Raw genomic sequence first — 23,923 nt, 5'->3', positions numbered from 1 at the left:
CGTTCAATATCGTTAGGGCAATCATGACACCAGCTATTGTGGCGAAACGGATGGGGCGGGTTTCGACTTCAGCGAGTATCGCCTCTAGGGCGCGAGCCAGCGAACTGGCTGCAGCGGGTCATGACATTGTCGACCTTACCGTTGGCGAGCCGGACACCGATTCTCCCTCGCACGTCGTGAGCGCAGCTCATTCTGCAGCCCTAGGCGGAGACACCCGCTACCCGCCTATCGCAGGAACGACCGCCCTTCTTGAAGCAATTCGCGCAAAGTTCGCCCGCGAGAACAGCATTGACTACGCACGCTCCGAAATCGTCGTCGGCAATGGCTCCAAGCACGTAATATTTCATGCGTTGGCGGCAAGCATTGACGACGGCGACGAAGTCATCATACCGACTCCTTGCTGGGTGTCCTATTTCGATGTCGTCCGCTTCAGCGGAGGCATTCCAATCGGAATTGAGTGCTACGCTAAGCACGGCTTCAAACTCACCTCGAAGGCATTGGAAGATGCAATCGGCCCGCGCACCAGATGGCTAATACTCAATAATCCTAATAATCCAACCGGGGCTGTTTATAAAATCAACGAATTGAAACTGCTGGGCAGCGTGCTCGAGCGATATCCTCATGTTTGGGTGCTGTCTGACGAGATATATGAACACTATGTTTATAGTCGAGCGCTCCATACTTCGTTCGCGGCCTGCATGCCAACGCTAAGGCAACGCACCTTGACTGTCAACGGTGTCTCAAAAACCTATGGAATGACTGGCTGGCGTATTGGTTACGCTGGCGGGCCCTCGCCGCTAATCGATGCCATCAGCACTCTGATGTCACAGAGCACGGGAGGTGCATGTTCGATTAGTCAGGCCGCTGCAGTGGCAGCCCTCGGCGGCCCTCAAGAATGGGTTGCCGCCACCGGTCGTGATTTCAAGCGACGGCGCGATCTAATGATGAGACGACTGACAGAAATCGCGCACTTGGCATGCTTACCGCCGGAAGGCGCGTTCTATGTATTTCCCGACTGTAGGGCATACCTCAATACAGTTTCACCCGACGGATACAATATCGTCACTGATCAAGATCTTTGCAGCTACCTCCTTGAAGTGGCGCATGTGGCAGTCGTCCATGGCGGGGCATACGGTAGTCCCGGCCACCTGCGGCTGTCATTTTCCACTACCGACGAACGTATCATTCTCGGTTGCAATCGCATCGCTGCAGCTCTCAGCAATCTGAAACCCAGGATGGTCGTGACGTGATCCAGACGGTAAGTCAGCCGCCTATGTCCAGGCGCTTGACGGTTACTTGTAGATTGTCAATTATGAATCCCGCATTAGATGCAATGCGGAGTTCAGGTCGATCTCCAAATACTACGTGGAGTACCCGCGGTTAGGCGTTGCTCTCTATGGTCGGAACTTACATCGGGAGAGCGAGCAGTACTCTTGGAGCACGTTCGATAAAAACTGGAAGCATCATTCACCCATAGCGCGTTTGTGTACTTGCATCGCTATCCGCAGGGTCAATAGGGAAAATCTCACATGTCCAGCTTTCGCCTCCCGCCTTGCTCGAGAGACCAAGTGTCGAGCATCGTCGTCCGATGTCAGCACCTTTTCGCAGGTGTTGATGAAATCGACAACTTGATCGCAGTACTCTCCGGATGTCCATAGCAGCATGCGGTCTTCGTCGGATAGACGGTCCGCCCCACCCCATAGCTCGTCAAACCGGTCGAAAATTTCCGTCATTTGATGCGCGCTGCGCCACTCACGAAGTTGATGCATATCGGCCTCCTTGTCGCGGGTCGAGGCCAATATATCTCGCCTTCTTCTCAACCGCTGCGCCGAATTCTCGAATAGTGGGACCATCGCGCCCATGCGGTCGACTTCGGTGAAAACGGTGTTTTCGTCAGACGGCACGTTGGGCCATCACCGCTCGCGTTCATCACGGAAATACGGCTTATCAACGGGGACATTCGTCGATGCTCTCGCCCGCCCTTGCGCTCCAGTCGGCGCGATATACCACAAGCAATATCGCGCGGCACGAGTGATTGCCACGTACGCCAAGCGGAGGATTTCATGCCGCTGGGCTGTATCGAACGGCGCTATATCGTTCTTGTCGCCCAACCTTGCGATCAAATAGGCTTGGTTCTTGTACGGGGAGTCCGTCATGTGAATGCAGTCCCCGACCAGCAACACGGCATCCGCCTCCAATCCTTTCGAGCGGTGGTAAGAAAGGAGCTTGAAGCGCCGCTGCTCCTCGGGAAGTTTGCAGTCCAACCGCATCAAATCGGCTAGCACCTTTTTCAATTCGTCGCCGTCCGTACCGCGACGAAAGAGGACCATTACCGAGAGTCCTCGCGCGTAAAATTCATGGGCGGACGCAGCGAGCGCGCCATCATCACGATCACGTACGACAATGGGGATGGGGTCTTTAGCCGCAGGGCCGGCCGCCCGCGCTCTTTTGCCCGGAATGGCCGGCGCCGAACGCACAATGTGCTCAGCCGCATCGATGACGTGCTGATGGCTGCGAAAATTTTCGCGCAACATGATTTGCGTGGTGGCAGGTGACTTGAACCGGTCTTCAAACTCCATGAAGTATTTTGGCGAACTGCCCCGCCAGCTATAGATCGATTGCCAGTCGTCCCCCACGCAAAGCAGGGAGCTGTGGGGCGCTGTGCGTCCCTCGTGCAACGCCGGGCCGCGTCGCCGAATCTCTGTCAATACCGCCCGCACCCATGACACGATCTGCGGCGATATATCCTGGAATTCGTCGACCATCAGATGCGACATCGTGCGCAACATCGAATCCGTCACGCAGCGCAAATTCCTCGGAGACTGCTCCCCAAAGAGCGCGAACATGCGATTGAACGTCATGATCTTAGGTTTCTGCTGCGAGAGATGGGCCTCGAACGCGGGCCAAAAGATCGCCAACGCCTGAAAGAAGAATCGGTCCGGGTCAGAGGACGTAAATGCCATCTCTCTGATCGTCTGAGGCACGTCTAGCCCCAGGTTCTCGATGAATGCAGCCGCCGAGAAAAAACACTGGAGCAGCGGTTCCCGCTTGATCTCGCCAGCGACCTGGTATTCGAATCCCGGCGGCGCGCTCGCTCCATCCGCAAGCCACTTCAGAAGGCCATCCGTTGCATCGGGTTCATTCAACCAAACGATCTGCTCGTCGCAGCATACCCGGAAGATGGTTTGCTTCACGCCCAATTCCTGCCCCAAGCGGTAACTCCCGCCTGGACGAACGAAGTCCGAGCCCGGAACCTTGTCGGGCATCAATATCACCGGCATGTCTAGCGCGGCGACCCTGCCGTGAACATGGAATTTTTGCCCTTGGACAACGATCACCTCGCGGCTTTCGGTAATGCCGGCGATCGGCCACTTGCCGGCAGCTCGCCATGCCGTTTCAACCGCATCCATAACCGCAGTGTCGTTTTTCGACGCTTTCTTGATCACGGCAAGCTTCTTTTGAACCTCGTCGTCGTTCTCAAGCGGCGGGGCAACTAGCGAGCACTTGTACAGAATTTGGATCAACGTTTGGAATGTTTCATCCTCGGCATAGAGTCGCGTGAACGTCTCATTCAAGAGTTCTTGCTGAAGACTGTTCAAACGTGTCTCGAACGGCATTCGGTCGCCCTCATCGTCGCTTTGCTCACGAATGCCACCACTATCACGCTTTTTTGCAAACTCGAACGCTTGGACCTTTTCGTAACCAGGTAGTCCACGAACAAACGTCAGAATCTTCGAATGGAAGGTGCAGACGATCGCTTTGGCGACGCCAAACTCCAAATCGAGCTCCCAAAGGGCGAATACATCTTGCAGCTTCCTGACGAAGTCCCACCGAGACATGTTGGTGAACGTCACCACGGTCAGCGAGGATAGTTCGTAGCCAAGGTAGTAGTACAGCAGCAAGATACGCAGCACGAGCGTCGTCGATTTTCCCGAGCCGGCGCCGGCCACCACGCAAGTCGACGGCGTCGTACTGAAGATCATTTTCCACTGATCATCCGTCGGATGCTTGCGCTTCGGTAGCCTCGCACATACATCGGCTCGTACACGTGCCTTGAGTGGCTCGTCGATCGGAAGCAACCATGCATCGAATAGCTTGTCGTCCACACCGGGCACAGCGCGCAAACGCGAGCATCGATCGACGATTTCTAGCACCTGCTTGCCTGCTTCAAGGCCCTGCTCATATCCAGCGCCGTGACCCGCCCCCCACCCTTCGTGTTGCCCGTCTTCGAGCCCTTGCTCTCGCCCCTCTTTAAAGCCGTTCGCATGTCCCACAGTTAGGCCAGCGATATAGCCCGCCGAGCGACCTTCTCCGTACCCCACGCTACGCCCTTGTACGAAAGACTCGGCATGCCGTGCACCTAGCCGAACAAGGAGTTTACCTAATGCCGCCGCGATGAGACGCTTGCTCGTAGGCAATGTCGTATGGGATGCAAGAGAGAGACGTTGAAGGTTTTTTTCGTTTTCCTTGTTCGACACTGAAAATCTCCGGCTGCACACGAGAAATGACTCGCTTGTATTCTGCCATCAATAGCTGCCGGTTAACGACCATCGGAACGCGGAGATCATCGCTTTCTTTGGTTCAATTGTCGTTTTCCAACCGATCAAGACATTCCTCGACTTCGACTCGTAATGCGAGGCACTCGCATTCGTCCAGCGTGTCGCGGTTGGGGCCCGTCACAATCCGCAAATGGTCTCGTACCTTGCTTAACAACGCGGCAATTTCAAGCCGATCGATCAACGTTTTTTCTCCCGTTATTGGTCAGTGCGGGTCGTGCGTTCACGACGTCTGTAATCACTGTACAGGCCATCCCCAGGTTCACGCCACAAGTCCGGCTGATCTTTTTAAAACCGACAAGAGTCGTGCTCATCACGGCCCCCGTTTGCCTGACGAGTAAACCGCCGCCGGGCTCCAATCTTGCTCCGAACTCGATCGTAGATTTTTGAAGTTACATATCACCTTCCTGAGCACGGCCGTCTAGGGTCGCTCCGCCCTTGCAATCCGGCATCGGCGCACTTCGCTCAGGAGGTCTCATGCCCCCCTCTCTCGTCATTGCAGCTACGGCCGCCGCGACAGTCGTCGTAGTTGCCGTTCTTGTCTTCTTCATTTGGTACCGCCGGCGTCGTGTCAACCCGGCACCGTCTCCGGTATCACCGACACTGGCCACAACTTCTCCGCATCAAGCCGATCCGCACGCCTCCGCATTTGACGACGAATGGCAGGCCAACGCGCCCTATCCGGACTACACGCCCCGAACAGCCCGCATCTCCGCCTCGCTCATGCGTGAAGCGTCCAGAGCACAGATCCGTCACCGCAATTTCTCATTCGATGACTCGGAGTTGGACGACCGCTATGAACCAAGCGAGCGCGGGGAGCACGACGACATACCGGAGCCTCGATTTACGATTTCCCCGTCAGGATCACCCACGACTGGAAGGACGGCCGTGAGCGACGTCGGGCTGTCCTGCCCGCGCTGCCATTCGTCGCGCATCGACACGCTGAACATCGCACGCAAGGCCGGCACGACGATCGGTAGCGTGGCAGGCGCGACGAGCGGCATGGCGATGGCTCTCTCCGGTGCGGAGGCTGGAGCGGTCGTCGGCGCGGTCGGAGGGCCAATTGGGTCGATCTTCGGCGGCCTTGCCGGAGCCGTGATTGCCGGTCTCGTTGGCAGCGCCGCAGGGTGCGCGGCCGGATCTATGGTCGGCGGGGCCATCGACGAGAACGTCCTCGACAACTATCGGTGTCGCACATGTGGTCACGTCTTCAGCGTGCAGCAAGACTAATCGCCGCCCTCGTCGTATTCATCGAGCCGTCTCGGCTACCCCGTCTCCCATTTATCGATTTCTCGCTGTCCGGCTGGCGCCGGACCTTATGCCTTCTTCTCGGAGTTACCCATGCATCTCGTTCAAACGATGGCCTACGTCGGCCAAGAACCGTGGCACGGCCTCGGCAACAAGCTCACGCCCAAACAACCGATCGAAGTCTGGGCCGATCGCGCCGGCATGAACTGGACCATCGAGTCCTCGGAAGTGCGGTACGTGACCGGCTCCTCGGGAATCGGCGCTATTCACGCGTTCCCCGATCAGAAGGTGCTGTATCGCTCCGATACCAAGTCCGCGCTCTCCGTCGTCTCCGCCCGTTATCAGGTCGTGCAGCCCCGGGAGATTCTGGAGTTTTATCGGGATCTGACCGAAGTGGGCGGCTTCGAACTCGAGACGGCGGGCGTGCTCAAGGAGGGCCGCAAGTTCTGGGCGCTCGCCAAGACCGGGCAGTCTGGCCTGCTCAAGGGCAAGGACAAAATCAGCGGTTATCTGCTGCTCGCCACCGCCTGCGACGGCACGCTCGCCACCACCGCGCAGTTTACGTCCGTACGCGTCGTCTGCAATAACACCTTGCAGATCGCATTGGGGGACAGCAGCAGTGCCGTCAAGGTGCCCCACCGCAGCCAATTCGACGCACAGGCTGTGAAACGCCAACTCGGCATCGCTATCTCGTCGTGGGATGCATTCATGGCGCGTACCAAGGCGTTATCTGAGCGCAAGGTCTCCGACGCAGCGGCGGACGCGTTCCTGCGGCGCGTGCTCACTTACTCGACGGCGAACGTGGCGGACCGCGATGCCATCGCCGTCAACGAGCGCGCAATCAAGGCAGTAGGCCAGCTCTATGCCGGACGTGGTAAAGGCGCGGACCTCGCGTCGGCTTCCGGAACAGCATGGGGCCTGCTCAACGCAGTCACGGAGTACGTCGACCACCATCGCCGTGCGCGCAGCGACGATCACCGGCGCGACGCCGCTTGGTTCGGTCAAGGCGCAACCATCAAGCAAAAAGCCTGGGATGAAGCGCTCAAGCTCGTCGTGTGAGCCGGGTTTCTCCCGTTTCCCTCACCCTCGGCCCGGTCAGGTTCGCCTGCCGGGCCGCTTTGTTTTGAGAGGCACTATGAGAGCAGTTCAACCCGACGGGCCTCGTACGCGCCGACCGGCGCTCAAGCTCGTCAAGACGCAGGAACTGAGCCGCGACGATTGGCTCGCCGTGCGCCGCACCGGTATCGGTGGATCGGATGCCGCAGCCGCCGTGGGCCTGAATCCTTACATGAGCGCACTTGAACTGTGGCTCGACAAGACCGGACGCGGCGAGGGCCTGCCCGGCCCCGACCCAAACGACACGACTGCTCCCACTTACTGGGGCACGCTGCTCGAACCCATCGTCGCCGCGTCCTACACCAAGCAAACCGGCAACCGAGTTCGGCGGGTCAATGCGGTACTGCGTCACCCGACCATCCCGTTCATGCTCGCCAACATCGATCGGGAAGTCGTGGGTTGCCGCGATGTCCAGCTACTCGAATGCAAGACCGCCGGCGAGTTTGGCGCTCGGCTGTGGCGAGCAGGCGTGCCCGAATATGTCGAGCTACAGGTGCAGCATCAGCTCGCGGTCACCGGCAAGCAGGCAGCCCATGTTGCCGTCTTGCTGTGCGGGCAGGCGTTGGAGGTTTATCGCATCGAACGCGACGATGCCTTGATCGGCCGACTCGTCGAACTCGAAGCGCGCTTCTGGCGTTACGTCGAATCGGACATGCCACCGCCAGCAGACGGGTCGGAATCTGCCGATCGAGCACTGCGGCACCTTTATCCCGGCAACGGCGGCACGGTCGATTTCACAGACGACCGCCAGCTCTCGTCGGTGTTTGCCGACCTTGTTGCCGTGCGCGCGCAGATCGAAGCGCAGCAAGCGATCGAAGCCCAGTTAAAGCAAGCGATCCAGCAAGCGATGGGCGAAGCAACGCGCGCGGTGTTCGAGACCGGGCAAGTCTCGTTCAAGCGCAGCCGAGATTCATCCACCGTCGACCTGGCGCGGCTGCTCGCCGATCACCCCGAGTTGGAGCAGCAATACGCCGGATCGAAGCCCGGTTCGCGCCGCTTTCTCGTTTCCACCTGATCGGAGTAGGCCATGACAAATCTCGAATGCCTCACGCGGATCATGACTTTCTCTCGGTACGGCGCGCTCGCGCAAGCGTTCGTCATGGACGCACTGAGCAAGCACGCCGAGCACATCGCCCAGATGCCGCTTGACGAGTTGGAGGAGAAATTCGGCGATCACCCGATGATCGGCGCCAACGCTTGGCAACTCGTCGCCAAGGAGATTCACGAAAAGCTCGAGGCTCACTTCGCACAGTAGCGGCCCGCCAAGCGATTTGCACCGACAACCGGACGCAGTGACTCAATCGTCGCGCCCCCGTTCACCTTTCCATTTTGAGGACCATCATGCTCAAAGGTTTAGCCATTACGCCGCCCGTCGTTGGGCGCATTGCCATCGGACGTATCGTCGAGAAGGCCGGCAAGCGTCTGCCCGAGAAGGACGACCAGTTCACGTTGACAACCCAGGTGCAGCAGCGCGGCGAATGGTTGCTTCACCCGCTCAACGAACAACTGCGCAAAGCCACGTCGGGTAAGCTGCGCGCGATTCCCGTTCGGATGCTCTTTAACGATCCAGATCTGAACCTCCGGGCCGACTACAGCCTGTTCGATCGCGACACCGGCCGCCCCGTGTGTGTCGGCGACGGTCAGACGTGCAAGCGTGCTACGGACAACGGCATCGAGACACTGCTGTGCGCCTCGCCCGACGGCTGCATGTACGGTCAGCAAGGCGGCTGTAAGCCCTATGCGCGGCTGAACGTGCTGATCGGTGACGAGGACGAGATGGGCTCGTTCATCTTTCGCTCGGCGTCCTGGAACTCAATCCGTACGCTTACCGCGCGCTTGCATTACTTCGCTGCGGTGTCGGGCAACCTACTCGCGTGCTTACCTCTGGAATTGAAGCTCAGGGGAAAGTCGACCGCGCAGAGCTACCGCTCGGCGATCTACTACGTCGACCTGTCCGTGCGCGCGGGCAGCACACTCGAGGAAGCGCTCACGCAGGCACGCGAACTCGACGCCCGACGCAAGTCGGCCGGTTTCGATCAGGCTGCGCTCGATGCAGCCGCCCGTCTTGGTTTCGCCAACGGGGCGTTCGAGGACAGTGCTGAGGAGCAGGCCGCCGTAGCGGAGGAATTCTACCCGCCATCGGAACCGCCGAAATCGGATGGCACGCCTCCGCCTCCCACTGGAGACGGATCATCGCCCCGTCAGGCGCTACGCGAGAAGTTGGAGCGTCAGGCGGTGCTGCTCGGCGGAGCAGCGGCATGACGACGCAGCGCTGGGCGTTTGCCTTAGCAGTCGCGGCCACCGGTACGGCCGTCACGCTGTCCATCCTCTCAGGGTGGCAGCGCGGCAGCACATTGCCGGAACGACTTGTGTGGGTCGCAATCGGCGTGGTGCTAGTCGTCACCGCACATCTGTTACCAGCGCTCGCGCGCGCGGCCGTCCTACGCGTTCGGGTCGTCGCCGCCGGATTGTGGCTAGGCTGTATGGGGGCTGCCGTTTTCGGTCATGCGACGTTCTTTCTCTTGGCGCAAATGCACGCGGGCGAAAAGCGTGCGGCGTCGGTCGCGTCGCCAGCGATGCCGTCCGGACGCAGTCTCACCGCCGTCATGGACGAGCGCGCCGTCGTGACGGCACAGCTTACCTCCGCCGATGTTCGACGTTGCGTGCGTGACTGCCCAAGCCTGCGGGTGCGTCGCGCGTCACTCACGGCACGGCTCGATGCGCTCAACGCGGAAGCCGGCGAGATTCGGCGCCACGAGTCGGTAGCCGATCGAGTCACGGCCCAGCGTGACGCGTTACTCGCCGATCCAGTCACGTCGCGACTCGCTGCGTTACTCGGTACGACAGGGCCGCGCGTCGATCTGCTGTCTGGACTCGTGTTCGCCTCAGTCCTGGAGGGCGTGGCCTGTCTGCTCTGGATGCTCACACTAGGGACGGCTGCCCTACCGATACCGGCCCCAGCCCCGAGCGAGTCGCCGCCACGCACAGTCGCGCCGGTAGTCGCCGCGACTGCCGTGGCCGAGCCCGTCGTAACGGGCGGTGTGGCAAGTGGCGTCGACGAACCTGCGAGTCACGAAAGCGGATTGCCCAGTCACGACGGCACGACTCCCAGTCGCGCCCCGCGTGACGACCCGCTCATGCCGTTACCGGACGCCGACTCCCAGGATGACGACGTGACCCGGCTGCTCCGGGACGTCGATGCGGGTCGTGTGCGTCCCACCGTCGCCGAGATTCGCCGTCACCTCGGATGCTCTCAGGCGAGGGCAACCACGCTGCGCCGCCAACTCGTCACACGCCACACGGCGGCATAGACGCCGGGCCTTGCGCCCGGCGTTTTCTTTCCAACCCTTTGTCACGCCCAACGTCATGGATACGACCACCGACCTCGTCAAGAGTGTCAGCATCACCAATCTCGCCAACCAGCGTGCCGCCGTCGTCGAACGAGTGCATGCCGCGCTCGACCTACTCAACGAAGCCGAGCACCTTGCAAGGGCGGCGCATCTTGGCTTCCCGCGACTCGTGCTCGACGACGCCTATGCCTGTCGCGGCAGGCCGAGTGTTACCGGAGACTACGCCAAACGCGATGAGGCTGAGGGCGCCATCATGCGCGTAATCGATGTACGTGGCTGGAGCTACTTGATGACCGAATCGGGGCTGCGCACCTTCATGGACGCTCGTGCCCGCGAGCAATGGGACCGGCAGCTCGCCGAAGGCGATGTACCGAAACTCACGGCAGCCAACATCGAAGCCACGTTCTCGCAGCTCTACGGCACGCGCGGCGACATGTTCGAGCGCGGCGTGATTCAGTGCTTCCAACGGCTGTCGTGGGACTACAAAACCAATCAGCCGTTCAAGTTCGGCAAACGGATCATCGTCAAGCGCCTGCTGTCGGACGGCTGCACGAATCACCGTGTCACCGATGAACTAGATGACCTCGTCCGGGCGTTTTGCGTGCTCGACAGCAAGCCCGAGCCCGATCATCGGCATGGGGCCTACTCCCTCGTCTCGGACGCTCGGCAAGCGCGACTCACTGAGACCGAGCATGCCTACTTTCACCTACGTTGGTTCAAGAACGGCAACGCACACGTCACGTTCAAGCGACCAGAGTTGGTGGAGAAGATGAATCAGATCCTCTCGAAGCATCACCCGAACGCGCTCGCGGCCGAAACGCGGTAGATCACGGCCCTCTCACGCTGCCCACGGACGCACGTCGCGTCTCGGTCCTTTCCCCCAAAGCGTCAACGCTCTCGCATCCGGCAAAACCGGAGGCTGGCGCTCGACCATTCTCAGGAGAAATTTATCTTGAATCTTCCGTCATCTGATCACGCGGGTCCACGCTTCAAGCTCGGCCGCATTCTCGCTACTCCCGGCGCACTGGAAGTCATCGCCGAGACGCGTGTTTCGATCGTTGACCTGCTGCTCCGCCACCTGCGCGGCGATTGGGGTGACCTGTCCGATTCCGACCGCCAACAAAACGAGCTTGCAATCGCGACCGGCCAGCGCATTCTGTCGAGCTACCTGCTGCCCGGCGAGCGTACTGTCTGGATCATTACCGAGGCCGACCGGTTTGCGACAACTTTCCTGTTGCCGGGCGAGTACTGACGGCAAGCGTCAGCGGGGCAACGAGGACATGGGCTGCTCGAGCAACCGGTCAATGAAGTCGTGCGGGTCCGCCTCGAGCGCGCGCAGGAAATCGAGCAATTCGATTACGTCCACGCGCCGGCTACCGTTTTCCACCTTCGACACGAACCCTTGCGGGCGTTCAAGCCGATCAGCCACGTCCTGCTGAAGCAGTCCGCGCGCTTTTCGCAGCTCCGTTAGAAGCGTCGCAATGCGCTGGTAGCGAGGATCGTGAAGGGGATGAGCCATTAAAAAATTCTAAATTCGGATTCAGAATATTCGGTATCCGTATACGATATATTTCGGGAGAAATTCATGTTTGCAGGTCTTTGGTTCGCGGCGGCGGCCGCAACGGCGTTGGGCATCACGCTGGACATGGGGCGCTTGAAGGTGAACCGCGTAGGGATATCGCGTACCGGCTGGATCTTGGCGTGCGCCTTCGCTGGGCCGCTTGCAGTCGGCGCATACCTGTATCGGCGACGGATCGCATGGCGGGCACTGATCGACGCCGTCTGGCAGGCCGCCGGCGATAGCTCGCAACCGGTGCACTTGCGGCGGCAGCGCCTTCTGGCGTTGCGCAATACCGGCGTCATCGGCAGGCGAGTCTTCCTCGCCTGCTGGGAGGAACTCGAGGCCGACGAGCGATCGTCGGGTGCGCGAGCGTAACGATGGCTCGCCTCGCTCGGCTCGGGGTAAGGGCCGACGCCTTGCGGGTGGGCTGGCTGGGGCATGTGGCAACCCGACTTCCCGGCACGGCGGAGGGCGAGCGTACCGATGTAAAGCATTGCTCCCACTACAGCGGAGCACCACTAGAAGGAAACGAAAAGTGAAAGACAGCCATACCAAGGGGTTTGTAAAAGTGGGGGTAGCTACGGCTATCAGCGCCGCATTGGCAGCGTGCGGAGGTGGTGGCGGCAGCGGCGCCACGACTTCGGGCGGTGGATCGTCGTCTACGTCCACTGCCTCTACCCAACTGACCGGCAAAGCCATTGACGGCTATCTTGCCGGCGCAACCGTCTGCTTGGACAACGGCGCGGGAGCCTGCGATGCAAGCCAGCCGTCAACCACGACCGATGCGAACGGCAACTACACTTTGAACGTGAGCGGCAGCGTCACCGGCAAACAGATCGACGTGATCGTCACGCCGAGCACGACGGACGGCGGCAATACGTTCTCCAGCACCTTCACGCTGTCGGCGATCGTGAACGGCACGACCCAGAATGTGACGCCGCTCACGACGATGGTCGTCGCGCAGATGAATACGGGCGCAACGCAGGCGCAGGCGACGCAGACTGTGCAGGCGCTCGCCGGCAGCAACGTCGATCCCAACGCCGACTACGTCGCCAACGGTGACAGCGCAACCACGGCGCTTGCTGCGAGCATGGTCAGTCAGATGGAGTCGCTCGCCGGCCAAGGCGCGATCTCTTGGTCGCAGGTGCAGGCGACGATGAACGCCTATGCCGCAAACGGCACGACGAACATCGAGCCGTCTGATGTCGCCGCGCAGCTCGCGAACCCTGCATTCAGCCAGCCGACGAACGCAACGACCGCGCTCGCCACGTCCCTTTATACGGTCGACGGGGATCTTTTCCAGCAAATCCCGAATGCCGCGCCCAGCGCAGGCGTGTCGCCGCTACGGGAGAATTGGACCCTCTCGGGCTCGACGCTGTCGATGACGCAGGAGGTTCAGAGCAACGGTAGCTGGTCGGCCATCTCTCCTGTTGGTAGCTACGACGCGGGGCTCGCTGGCAACTTCATTTCGTTCGATAGCGGGATCGGCGCCTACGAGATGAAAGCGGACGGCACGTGGACTTCGTTCCTCACGAACGATCAGTTGCATCCGTCGTATAGCCTGTCGACGGTGGGATCCAACCTCGTTGGGACCGATCCGAACACGGGCGACACGATCACCGTGTCGTATCGCACGGCCGACGTGAGCGGCCTGCCGCTTTCCTCCGCGCTGCAAATCGATTACCGCAATCCAATTCGGCAAGCGATGACAGGCGCATTCCCGTCGGGGACGACCGCGTATCTTGCGACAACGAAGCACACGAACGATCAATTGATCGTGACAGCCGCCGGTTTCGGCATGCCGTGGATCAATGGCGCCGTCTCCCAGACGGCGTCAACCATGCTCACCGGCGTGACCAACTTTCCGAACGGCCTCGACGTCTATAGCCTGGGCGATCCGACAGTCACCTACACGTCCGTGCAGCAAGCCGTCGGTACGCAAACGACGCTGGACGAAGGCTGCTCGCTGCTGGACATCGAAGCCAACGGGGTTGCTCAAATCGTGGAAAGTGGCCAGTCGGGCTGCAATTACAGCGCCTATCCGTGGACGTTCCCGGTCACGGGAAGCTGGTCGGCGTATGGGCGCAACGCCAACGTCATCACGATCAGCTTGCCGAAGACGATCGGCGCACCCAACGTGCCGATTAACGACACGGTCAAGAACACGATCAATGCGGGCGGCTCGCTCGTCGTCGCACTCATAAACGGCAAACTGATGGGTGGCTACATGTTGCCCGCGAGCGCGCCCGTCACGGTACCGCAGTTCCCGACAGCGATGACCGATACGATCGCGGCCTCGATGCGCGCCGCCGCGATCAAGCTCGGCTTCCAGCAGAACCCGTAACGGCTCCGGCATCGCCTCTAGAGGCGCAGACGGTCCGACAGGCTTCCTTGAAGCTTGCCGGGCCGTTTCGCTTTGGCGATGGACACAAGAGCCAACCTTGCCGCTACCGGCCTCATACACCCTTCGTTCAACACATCCTCAACTCGTGCGGACCTTTGACATGACCTTCAATCTTCGTAGCACGTCCATCGGGCGGGCCCTGCTTCTAGCGGGCGTCGCCGGAGCTCTCGCTCTCGGTCTGGCCGCGTGCGGGAGTAAAACTCTCGACTATCGGAACGTAGCCGTTTCAGGCGGCAAGATCTACGCGGGCGATAGCGACAGCCCCTACTCGGGCAAAGTGACCAACGTACCCGCCGCAGTTGTATTCCATGACACCGACGCCCTTCGCTTCATCCTTGGAAAGCTCTCGAACAGAGCTGTCTCCGTACTGGCATACCGCAGCAGCAACGTGTGCGATGTCACCGTCAAGGACGGCTATCGCGATGGCTCGGTCACATGCCACAACCCCGATACTGGCGTGAAGTACTTCGACCTCGCTTTTGCGGACGGCGAGCTCAATGGCGATGCGACCATTTATTCCGATACCGGAAGCGGCAAGCCGGTCGCGACCGCCACAATCGCAAATGGGAAATTCGATGGAACGCTGAAGGTCTTCACCGCCCAGGACGGCACGCTGCTATCGAAGATGGACTTCAAGGATGGCGACAACCAGTCTGCCGAGGACTTCGATGCCACGACGGGCAAGACGATCCGAACCTATCGCGAAGATGGACTTGGACAACTCGAAGGGAAGGTGCTCACGTATTCGCCCGATGGCAAACTCACCGGTTACGCCATCTACACGGGCGGACGCGCGGGAGGCGATGTCTACGAGTTCTACCCCGACAGCGGCGCTATCAAGAAGTGCGTCGACACATCAACCTTCGCAAGCGTGATCTGGGACGAGAGCGGCAAGATCGTCGGCGGCAAAGGATCGGACGAGAAGTTCGACCCGCAGACCAATACGTTCGAGTATCCCATTCCTCAAGCTACGATCGACACCTGCATCAGCGATGCGCCCGCCGGCACACCTGGCATCGATAGCTTGCAGAAAGCGGTAGCAAGTAACTCCGAGTTGGGTGGACAAGGATCGGGCGACGCGAACAAAACGGCAGCCGCCAACGACGAGTGCGTCAACGACTGGTCCACTGCCTATCAAAAAGAGCGGCAAGCACAAGGCCAAGACGTGACGGTGTCCAGCGACCAGATCGGCGAATGGCAGCAGTGGTGCGAGCAGGGGAAGAAGCCTAATTGAAGCTGGAAGCTGAAGCAATCGTGTCGACACTGAACTCGTGGCCTCGAAATCACCGCTGTTACATGCTCCGGCACTAGCCCTCGGATCAAGCCGGAGCATCTTCGCCGACCGGGACCTCCGGTCGGCTTTTTTTTGGTTCCTTGCCGCGCAGCGGGATGGAAAGCGTTTGTGGCTAGGCCAACACGGTTGTTGTACGCGGTCCTGCGCATTGGCGCCAGACTACCGTAATTGCCCCACAACGGACGCCCAGACATATCGCCGGCGGACGTTCGATCTGAAGGCAGCAGGCACGCAAAGACACCTATATCTATCGGCTGTACGCATGCATATACGTAAAAGGGGACTCGTTCGCACGGCCGTCTATTCGCTCCCGGTGGCATCAGCCCGATAGGTACTCCAGCACAGCGGCGACGGCCGCGTTGCGCATTCGACGCGCCCTTACATCTCCTACATAATTCGCTTCTTTGAGCTTCTTTTCCGTCGCATTTAAGACATCGCGAACAGTTGCCAGTCCAAGTTCAGCCAACTTTTCCAACTGCCACGCTGTCAAGTCCAGCACGGTGGCCGGTCTATCCAATTGCAAGTTGAGCGCCGATGCCATTCCGTCGCTCGTGATTAGTGCAGCTTGGTCTATAAGTCTTTTATAAGATGGATGATTGGAGCCATATTCGGTCATCCGCTTGGGAGTCAATTCCTTCGCGATCTCGAATGCCGAATTCGTTGGCGACACATCAAGTGCAAAGAGACAGCCAAGGTTGATCACGTAACGCTTTCCTATTTCGGCGCGGCTTGCTTTGATGCCACCCGCGTGCTCAACTACAATGCCGGTGTATGCTAGGACGCGCAAAGCTTCCTTGATTAGCTCCGGTGCGTCTCTGTGAATCCAAAAAAACGCGGATGTAGCTCTATCGGAAGATAGATATTGATCATTCTTTGCCTTGATATCTGGGAGAACCTGATTTTCGATGAATTCTCTACCCCAATCAATCAAAGCTTTATGTCCAAGATATTTTTCCGACAGTGTCGAATGCTCCGCCCAGATCTCGGTTCTGTAAAACTCCCTAATTGTCTCGTTTACCTGCTGAGAGTTCATTTTCGGACACTGAGCAATCGTCTTCAGCAAAAGTCGTGGATTACCAGTAGCCGCATAGGCCAACGTCGCGAAATTCTTACCATATTGAGCGATTTGAGTAAGAAGACTGCTATCCGCTTGCTTTTGAACAATCTCCCGCATGTTTTCAATGTAATCGCCGGAGAGAATATCTCGATCGATGGTGAGCATCGTTGCATCGTGAACCGGCTGGAATGTTTCGCCGAACGTCGTCACGCCCGGATAGACCGCAGCATTGCAAGTAATGCAGTGCGAGCGTAGATCTCTAAACATTGTAAAGAACTGGCGCTGCTGCTCCGGTAAGAAAATATGCGCCGCCTCGTCGAAAAGAAGGGCAAAGCGGGAAATGTCGAGCTCATCGCCCAGATCTTCCAGAGCTTCTTTAAAATCGTCGATGCTGGGAAGACCATCAGCGCTCACCGCAATCTGTGGGGTCTTCCATGATGCTTCGTAAGCGTCAGCGATCTCCTCGACCTTCGTGCGCTCAACCGTCGTGGCGACAGCTCCCCCAGCAAGCAGCCCAATACTCTTCGGAACACCACCAAGCAGGCCGGCTTTCGTCAGTCCTCTCATAACTGATGAGCAGATTCTGGCTAGCATCCAATGCTTGAACTGGTCCGGATCTGATGACTGAAGCAAGGAACTTCTCACGAAGCTTATATAGATTGGGAACACACGATCCGTCTCGAACGCGTCCATGAGCTCCTTTTGTGCCACTCGCAGCAGGAATGATTTGCCGACACCTCGGCTTCCTACCAGTACCACAGGATTTCTATTTTTCAGTGCGTCAACGATCTGTCTATCTTTCGAGGTTTCGACGAAATATTCAAGCACTTCATCGGGCCGGATATCCTCGGTTCGAAAGAAAAAGTCTGCCATGACTATACGGCCCCCGATGGTTGTGAGAACATTGCCTGAACCGGCGGCAAGTTTCCGAGAAGGTCTGTGATGATTGGCTCCATTCGATCTGTTGCCTCTTTGGTAACGTAATTCAGGTACCGAGCCGAAAAGACGAACATGATGGCCAAGCGCATTGTGGCAGCCTTCTCGTGCCAATTAAAAAAAGCTTCTTTCTGAAATGCGATGTCGGACGGAAGAATTGCATGAGTTCCGGCATTTCCGTGAACAAATTCTGAGCATTCCCGATATACGACTTCGGCGATGGCCAAATATTGCTTGGCGTTATCGGAGAACTCCGGATTAAACGCCCGAATGAAGTTTGTGGAAAATACGCCAGATTGAGCATCTTTCAAAGAATTCCAATTTATATCTTTGGAGTCTTTCGCCCACATCCGATAATCTATTTCGTGCGCAGAAAATTGCACCGTCGCGAGCATGAGCTCAAAAAAAAGTCTCAGCCCACCAAATGCATGTCTATACTGACCCAAAATTAGCGCATAAAGGGCAAATTGATATTCCTTTACTGCGGAATCGAGAACGACCGCTTCTGGTCGCGCTGCGATAGCGATCTTCAAGATATCGTAATCGAGAAGATAATTATGCGACGTGATCAACGCTTCGCTTGCCTCCTCTGTGCCGACCATCATTTCCAAGACGGCATCCGAGTTCTTCAAAAGAGCGCGGTAATACTCGACTACATCCATCAGTCTCCCCTTTTCGTAAGTCGCGTATGACACCGCAGCCAGAAACGATTTTGGGTCCCCTCATAGGCTGCTAAAGTTGCGCCGCGTCTGCCTGCCGAATTGTCGACGATTTAGCTTCAGATGTCGAATGACCGCTTCTGGCCGGTCAGCGACCCGCCCGGGCGATGAGTGGTGGAACAGTAAGATATTTTACCTGCTACCGGCGACCTGCGCGGATGGGAAGATGATGCCGTCCTGCGCCGGGCTTGCCTGAGTCGCCAGAAAGTCGGCGATCGCTTGCGTTGGCAAGTGGTCCGGGGCTTCGTCGCCCGGCATCATCGGGCGCGTCATGCGCTCGGTCGGCGAGCGGAGAAAAACGACACGCTCGAGTGCAGCGGCATGAGAAGCATCGAAGATGCTCCCACGCGTGGTCACGTCATCCGTTTGCCTCGCGATAAGCGCGCCGCCAAGTATAGGCCGAGCCAACAGACAAGGATGTCGCAGCGCCCGCTACGACAACCGGCCAGTTCAGTCGACTGAGGCTGGACGCCTTCACAGACCACGGCGCTTACGAATTTCATCTATCGACAGCGGATATGCTCTCGTGTGTGCAACTCGATGGCACGTAGGACAAAGACAGACCAGATCACGTAATCTGGTGACCCGAACGCCGGACGCATGGCTCAAGGGAATGGTGTGATGGCAATCAATTATCGGTTTGCCGTCAACTTCAAGAAAGAACCCACACGCTCGACACTTGAAGTTGTCTCGCTTTTTTGCATCGGCAATGATCTTCTTGTTCCTACTCAGGAAGCGAACTTCACGGTCCTCTCGATATCCCTCTTCCACCTGAGTCTCAGTCAGTCGGATCTCACCGCCGAATACCTCGCTATCAGAGTGGTTAGCCCAATATCTCCAGCATGCCTCTTGTGCTTCCGTATGATCTTTGTAAGGCAAAGAAATTCCAGAAATATCCTTTAAATATGCCTTGATTCCGATTTTTGCATTCCCCCACGATTCCGTCGGAGTTAACTTGTTTGTAGGTGTAACAACTTCATTCAACGGAGGGCGGCCATTCTGCATTTCGAAGGCGGAGATCCTTGTTATCAATTCTACAACCTCCCGGGTATGAGCCTGCCCCCACGTGCTGTTTGGGTAAAGGTACGTCCAGACCTCCTTGTACGAAATTCTTCCTTTTCTCTTCGCAGTGGGCTCACCTTTCTCCCCTTTCGCCACACGAATGAGCAATTTTCGAACTTTCTGCTCCCTGAAGGATAACTGCATAGCAATCTCCATTAGTATTTTTAGAATTCGCAAATTCCGGGCGAATCGTAGCCTCGCAAAACCGAATGAACTACTCATGCCGATCGTCGACTGCTGTCTGCGATGCAAATCGGATACTAACACTCGACGCGAGTCTAGAACATCTTATCGGCTGCAATACGTTGCGAGTCTTGGATCGACTCATCACTACCTTCGGCGTCATTCGAGTCGGACGTTGTAGAAGCAACACGAGGACGCCCTGACTTCACCTTTCCCGGCAGCTCCCCCATCCCGAAGGTGTGCATGTTCCCTGCCGTTTTGATCAAAAGGTATTGCTCCGCCTTCGCCAGATATTTCAGCAGCTTGCGCAGCGCGGCGCGTTTCCTCGTATCGTTCCAATTGACCTGACCTACAGCGACACCAAATCCGCGAAAATCATAAACTCCGTTTCGAGCGTCCGCGTTAGAGTTGTGGTAGTCGCCCTTTCCCTTCGTAACAACATTTTCCCAGTAGTCTCCGAGTTGTCTTGCGATGGACACATCGTGATTATATTCCGCCGAATAGAACAAAACCATGTGAAGGTGAAATCCTGATTTTTCGCCTTGCTCGATTTTCCACACAAAATTCTTTATACCCGACACTAGCTTATTAAATTTTTTAGCCGCGAAGAAGCGCTCCCGATGTCGTTGCACGTCGTCGAGGGTGATCCAGCGACGAAATTTCGATTTGTAAGAAAACGATAGAAATATAACCAACCACCGAGATCTTCCCCTCTCGGGTGAGAACATCGCCTCTTCCAAGGCCAGTGCGTTAGATGCATTTTTCTTGGCACTTTCTAGGCGTAGACGCTCACGCTCCTTGAACTCGCGAGACTGGCATCGCACACGGACTTCGTCGATGAGCCTATTAAATACGTCCATATATCGCAAGCCATTGGCACCAACGATGGCACCCGGCTCGCCGAACTCAAACGGGTAGCCGATTAAACCAAGATGTTTGCACACGTCATAGAACGCATCGACTCTCGTCGAGTAACGATGCACTTCCGAGTAATGTTCGAGCCAGTGATTCACCGAGCGGTAGAACTTCTTACCGAGGTATAAAGTCTTGATTTTCTTGATTTTGGAGTATCGCGTCGATTCTTCAATGAACCCTCCCTTCCATCCGACTTCGATCGATTTCACGAACCGCTCTATTTCGGACAGATGCTTGGACGCATATCCCTTATGGGCGATCAGCCTCTTCTCTCCATCGACATTTTCGAATTCCAGATTGAGCCGCTCATCAAGGCGAGCGAGCACCTCCTCAGCTTCGAGGTTATTTTCAATTTCATTCATGGTTGTGTAAGGATGCATCCGTCGCACGCGTGGCGACGAAAGTTGAGGTTAGATCTCTCGTTTGTCGCTTCGCCGAGTTATCTGCAACGTTACCCAGCGATCGATGAATTAGAGATCTTCCGTTTTATTGGTAATTGATCGAAGCAGCAGGAGCGACGTAAACGTTCCCGTCATCTACGCGACGTGCGGCGTCGATGGATCGAATGCGTTTAATTATCCATTATCGTTGCTTCGCACTTCTCGTTATGCTTTGTATTCCATAGAGAAGCAAAAGTGGAACCAGCGAGTCACCCGAGATCTACCTCGACTTAATTATCAACACCAGAGAGTGGCTTAGTTCTCAGTCACCCCCCTCATATGCATACATACGCACGCAATAAAAATTAAAATCAGTCCGTGCCGCTCATCAACTCCGGGGCGTCTTGATCTGCGATTTCGCCTGAAACCTCACGCCCCCGTTATCAGCATGCATGACGTCGGCGACAACCTAGTTCGGGACGGATCAGATGGGCGGCGAGGCACGGAACCGCTCGCGCGATAGATGGCTGCAATCAAGCGCATAGCAGGTGGGTGGTCTGCTACGCGCTGCCACGTGTCGGCGGTTGAGGTGCCCATCGCCTACCGTCGACGGTTCGCGACTGAGCATCGGCGGCGCTTACGAATTGTGCGATTTTTCGACTATCGCACAATTCGTAAGAACCTCTGGCAAGCACAAGCTCCCCGTCCGGCCTATGACGCCACCGCGAAGCGCGGATCGAGAGCCCCCAACTACGGGGGCCCCGATCTCAGGGCCTGCGAGCCAATTACGGCTCATTGCCGAGCTGCTCTGCACCGGTACCTTCTCCGTCCTAAACCGGCTTCTTGCGACAGAGACCGTCACGCGTATAAGCCGGCACCCACGTGCCCCACGAGCGGGCGCCTTCGGCTTCTTTCAGTTGGATGAGATAGTCCTTCGTCGCGACGTATTCGATATCGTCGTCGAGCACCTTCATCCTGATGTCGTCGTCGACGCGAATGATGCCAGCGATCGGCGACGGAGCATCATTGACACCGGGCACCCGTACATAAGCAGCTCCATCGCCAACGACACCTTTCCACACATTTGCGACCAGTTCCATCCATTCCAAAGAATCTGAAACAAGGGACGCGTCGAGCAAAAACATCCAGCGGAAATGATGGCCTCTTTGCTCGCCCCAAGCCAGTGACCAGATACCCCCGACCGCAACGGCAGCAAACTTCGAATCGGCGCGCAGTCGATTGACGAATATGTCATGGTCGCGCTTAGCTTGGTCGAGCGACACCGTGGCGTAATGCTCCGGGTAGTAGCCGCATTCGAGCGGCATCACGTACAGCGCGTCGCGCCCTGCGAAGCATTTGCGCTTGAATTCCTGCATACGGCGAATTGCACGTTTTCCGCCATACTTGCGCTTGGAGACCATCTCGTTGACCTCGCGAGCCTTCACCTCTTGGCGAATCAGTGCAAAAAGGTCGTTGGCCAGCTCGCCGCAGAACCGGCGCACGTCCCTGTCAAAATACGTCGGCAGCTTCTCCAAACGCTCGTTGAGGAAGGGCACCTTGTCCATGCAGTACTTAACCACGTCGCGGAAAACGTCGGCATGCGGCGTCAGCCTGAAGCGATCGAGGTCCAACTCATAAACGAGGCGAACGAGAGGGCAAAGCAGAGGGTAATACTGGCCCAGTTCGTGCTCTTCGAGCCGAATCAGCTTACCGTCCTCTCGTCGCTCAAAGTCGAACGCATTGCCGTCGCTTTCTGCGATGAGCCGGGCGAGATAGTCCATTTGATGGACGGTGTCTGCCAATGCCCCGAACCCGCTGCCCAAGACTGTCATTGGCTTACCCTTGTGCTCCACGAGCGCATACATCATTTCGTTTTCGATGCGATCAAGCATTCGACGACGTACCAGACGGTACGTCAATTCGCTTTGACGTAGCTTATTTTCTTTGTCCTTGTGGACGTAGCGAGCGCCTTCCGCAATCCAAGGGTTCTCGCCATCGAACGGTTTTCTGATAGGCATAGCCATCTCCTTAGCACTGCGCAGTCGTGGATTGAATGGCCTCGCAAAGTGCGAGGTATTTCCGGCGAAGATGGTTCGCCGTTTTCTGTGCGCAGTTGAAGTGCTCGCGGATACCATCGACGGTCGGGCGAACGTTGCCCGCTGCGACTTCATGCACGAGTTGCACGAGCCGACCGTCGGCTGCATCGATGATCGGCGACGCGCTGGAGTCGGCAGTCGCCCCCTCGTCGACTTCCGTCTGATCGCGACGACTCGGAGCGTCGAGCACGACTTCCGGGTTTGCCTTCACGACTGCGCGGTTACGACTCCGTGCCAGTACCAAGTACCAGCAAAAGCTCCCTGTAAAGTCCAAAACGCCAGCGCAGACAAGAGCGAGCACCATGTTCAGCGTTTGCTCGTCGGCTCCAGTCAGGCTTGCAAGTCGTGCAGTCGCGGGATCTTCGCGCAGCGAGTCGCGCAGTCGTTGAGACGAGTCGGCTTGGCGGTCGTCTTCGACTTCACGGCGCTTCGCCTCATGTTCCTCCGTCATGAGCATGTCAAGCTCAGCCTCAAGCAGGTCGTGACGCTTGCGCCGCGTCAGGCAGTCGCCGCTGCAAGCTCCGCCGTCATTGCTCGCCAGTCGAATACGGACCTTCTCTTCTTCGGAGGCAATCTCCATCAGACTGCGTGTCGGCCCGGAAGCTACCGGTTGGCTAACACGTTGAGCAACACTAGCGTTCTCTCGCTCGTCGCCCGCGCTTCGCTGCACCGTAACGAAAAACGTCACTTGGCCGTAGAGCACGACCAAGAGGCTCGCTGCAAAGAGCACCGCCGCGCAGCAACGTGTAACGATCGAACTTCTTCGACTTAGCGCTGGAAGCACGTGAACGCCGATTACTGCCGCCACGGCCAATGAAACGCATGCAATTTGCTCTGGCACCGTGACTGCGCGCTCGAAACCCGACATCACTGCGATACCGACCGAAGTCGTCGTCGTCAGAAGCGCTAACACCAGCGTTATCAGCCAAATCGGGTCGCGCCACTCGGCGCTTAAAATGCTAATTGAGCTGTTCGCCGCGTCTTGGCCGCCGTGAAATACCGGAAATACTTGGTTTGTCATTTTCGAATTCGTTCATTAATTTGGT

The 23,923-nt window shown here is 57.7% G+C and carries 22 protein-coding genes; 12 read left to right on the top strand and 10 right to left on the bottom strand.

Annotation, left to right across the window (positions count from 1 at the left end; genetic code table 11):
* Nucleotides 1-23 precede the first annotated feature (23 nt).
* Nucleotides 24-1,250 (top strand): pyridoxal phosphate-dependent aminotransferase, encoded by a 1,227-nt coding sequence (locus tag AB1286_RS18845; RefSeq protein WP_430364687.1) that lies wholly within the window; start codon nt 24-26, stop codon nt 1,248-1,250.
* A 213-nt stretch (nt 1,251-1,463) separates the two neighbouring features.
* Here AB1286_RS18845 and AB1286_RS18840 read toward each other — a convergent pair whose 3' ends face one another.
* Both AB1286_RS18840 and AB1286_RS18835 read right to left on the bottom strand, forming a co-directional pair.
* On the bottom strand, nt 1,464-1,769 hold the full coding sequence (locus AB1286_RS18840) for a hypothetical protein (RefSeq protein WP_430364686.1): 306 nt from the start codon (nt 1,767-1,769) through the stop codon (nt 1,464-1,466).
* Nucleotides 1,770-1,913: 144 nt separating this feature from the next.
* The gene (locus AB1286_RS18835; RefSeq protein ID WP_430364685.1) at nt 1,914-4,478 is read right to left on the bottom strand and encodes a UvrD-helicase domain-containing protein; all 2,565 of its coding nucleotides are present in this window, start codon (nt 4,476-4,478) and stop codon (nt 1,914-1,916) included.
* A 555-nt stretch (nt 4,479-5,033) separates the two neighbouring features.
* Between AB1286_RS18835 and AB1286_RS18830 the strand changes: the two genes are divergently transcribed.
* The 8 genes from AB1286_RS18830 to AB1286_RS18795 all read left to right on the top strand — a co-directional run bounded on the left by AB1286_RS18830 (nt 5,034) and on the right by AB1286_RS18795 (nt 11,522).
* Complete coding sequence (locus tag AB1286_RS18830) at nt 5,034-5,786, top strand: hypothetical protein (protein ID WP_430364684.1); 753 nt, start codon at nt 5,034-5,036, stop codon at nt 5,784-5,786.
* Nucleotides 5,787-5,897: 111 nt separating this feature from the next.
* On the top strand, nt 5,898-6,863 hold the full coding sequence (locus tag AB1286_RS18825) for a DUF932 domain-containing protein (RefSeq protein ID WP_430364683.1): 966 nt from the start codon (nt 5,898-5,900) through the stop codon (nt 6,861-6,863).
* Between the two features lie 76 nt (nt 6,864-6,939).
* The gene (locus AB1286_RS18820; protein ID WP_430364682.1) at nt 6,940-7,935 is read left to right on the top strand and encodes a YqaJ viral recombinase family protein; all 996 of its coding nucleotides are present in this window, start codon (nt 6,940-6,942) and stop codon (nt 7,933-7,935) included.
* Between the two features lie 12 nt (nt 7,936-7,947).
* Nucleotides 7,948-8,175: a hypothetical protein gene (locus tag AB1286_RS18815; protein WP_430364681.1), complete on the top strand. Its 228-nt coding sequence runs from the start codon at nt 7,948-7,950 to the stop codon at nt 8,173-8,175.
* Nucleotides 8,176-8,261: 86 nt separating this feature from the next.
* Nucleotides 8,262-9,182 (top strand): phage capsid protein, encoded by a 921-nt coding sequence (locus tag AB1286_RS18810; protein ID WP_430364680.1) that lies wholly within the window; start codon nt 8,262-8,264, stop codon nt 9,180-9,182.
* A complete protein-coding gene (locus tag AB1286_RS18805) occupies nt 9,179-10,231 on the top strand; it encodes a hypothetical protein (protein ID WP_430364679.1) in 1,053 nt (350 codons plus the stop codon). Before AB1286_RS18810 ends, AB1286_RS18805 begins: the two co-directional genes overlap by 4 nt.
* 55 nt (nt 10,232-10,286) lie before the next feature.
* Nucleotides 10,287-11,096 (top strand): DUF4942 domain-containing protein, encoded by an 810-nt coding sequence (locus AB1286_RS18800; protein WP_430364678.1) that lies wholly within the window; start codon nt 10,287-10,289, stop codon nt 11,094-11,096.
* Nucleotides 11,097-11,222: 126 nt separating this feature from the next.
* Nucleotides 11,223-11,522 (top strand): hypothetical protein, encoded by a 300-nt coding sequence (locus AB1286_RS18795; protein WP_430364677.1) that lies wholly within the window; start codon nt 11,223-11,225, stop codon nt 11,520-11,522.
* 9 nt (nt 11,523-11,531) lie between these two features.
* On the opposite strand, the gene AB1286_RS18790 is transcribed toward AB1286_RS18795, so the two are convergent.
* Nucleotides 11,532-11,789, bottom strand: coding sequence for a helix-turn-helix domain-containing protein (locus tag AB1286_RS18790; protein ID WP_430364676.1), 258 nt, complete (start codon nt 11,787-11,789; stop codon nt 11,532-11,534).
* 66 nt (nt 11,790-11,855) lie between these two features.
* Here AB1286_RS18790 and AB1286_RS18785 point away from each other — a divergent pair, with 66 nt between their 5' ends.
* From AB1286_RS18785 to AB1286_RS18775, 3 genes are all read left to right on the top strand, one after another.
* Complete coding sequence (locus AB1286_RS18785; RefSeq protein ID WP_430364675.1) at nt 11,856-12,206, top strand: hypothetical protein; 351 nt, start codon at nt 11,856-11,858, stop codon at nt 12,204-12,206.
* A 160-nt stretch (nt 12,207-12,366) separates the two neighbouring features.
* The gene (locus AB1286_RS18780; protein WP_430364674.1) at nt 12,367-14,175 is read left to right on the top strand and encodes a hypothetical protein; all 1,809 of its coding nucleotides are present in this window, start codon (nt 12,367-12,369) and stop codon (nt 14,173-14,175) included.
* A 160-nt stretch (nt 14,176-14,335) separates the two neighbouring features.
* A complete protein-coding gene (locus tag AB1286_RS18775; RefSeq protein ID WP_430364673.1) occupies nt 14,336-15,469 on the top strand; it encodes a hypothetical protein in 1,134 nt (377 codons plus the stop codon).
* Nucleotides 15,470-15,848: 379 nt separating this feature from the next.
* On the opposite strand, the gene AB1286_RS18770 is transcribed toward AB1286_RS18775, so the two are convergent.
* The 7 genes from AB1286_RS18770 to AB1286_RS18740 all read right to left on the bottom strand — a co-directional run bounded on the left by AB1286_RS18770 (nt 15,849) and on the right by AB1286_RS18740 (nt 23,457).
* Nucleotides 15,849-17,459: a hypothetical protein gene (locus tag AB1286_RS18770; RefSeq protein WP_430364672.1), complete on the bottom strand. Its 1,611-nt coding sequence runs from the start codon at nt 17,457-17,459 to the stop codon at nt 15,849-15,851.
* A gap of 2 nt (nt 17,460-17,461) precedes the next feature.
* The gene (locus AB1286_RS18765) at nt 17,462-18,184 is read right to left on the bottom strand and encodes a hypothetical protein (RefSeq protein WP_430364671.1); all 723 of its coding nucleotides are present in this window, start codon (nt 18,182-18,184) and stop codon (nt 17,462-17,464) included.
* 189 nt (nt 18,185-18,373) lie between these two features.
* A complete protein-coding gene (locus tag AB1286_RS18760) occupies nt 18,374-18,598 on the bottom strand; it encodes a hypothetical protein (protein ID WP_430364670.1) in 225 nt (74 codons plus the stop codon).
* Between the two features lie 117 nt (nt 18,599-18,715).
* Nucleotides 18,716-19,447, bottom strand: a complete 732-nt coding sequence (locus AB1286_RS18755) for an HNH endonuclease (RefSeq protein ID WP_430364669.1) — start codon at nt 19,445-19,447, stop codon at nt 18,716-18,718.
* A 134-nt stretch (nt 19,448-19,581) separates the two neighbouring features.
* A complete protein-coding gene (locus AB1286_RS18750; RefSeq protein ID WP_430364668.1) occupies nt 19,582-20,763 on the bottom strand; it encodes a hypothetical protein in 1,182 nt (393 codons plus the stop codon).
* An 848-nt stretch (nt 20,764-21,611) separates the two neighbouring features.
* Nucleotides 21,612-22,799, bottom strand: a complete 1,188-nt coding sequence (locus AB1286_RS18745) for a hypothetical protein (protein WP_430364667.1) — start codon at nt 22,797-22,799, stop codon at nt 21,612-21,614.
* A gap of 10 nt (nt 22,800-22,809) precedes the next feature.
* Nucleotides 22,810-23,457 (bottom strand): hypothetical protein, encoded by a 648-nt coding sequence (locus tag AB1286_RS18740; protein ID WP_430364666.1) that lies wholly within the window; start codon nt 23,455-23,457, stop codon nt 22,810-22,812.
* Nucleotides 23,458-23,923 lie beyond the last annotated feature (466 nt).

It is taken from the genome of Trinickia sp. NRRL B-1857 (assembly GCF_050470685.1).
Classification (GTDB): Bacteria; Pseudomonadota; Gammaproteobacteria; order Burkholderiales; family Burkholderiaceae; genus Trinickia.
Note: the sequence above shows the minus strand (reverse complement) of the source record. Positions and strands in the feature narration are given on the sequence as shown.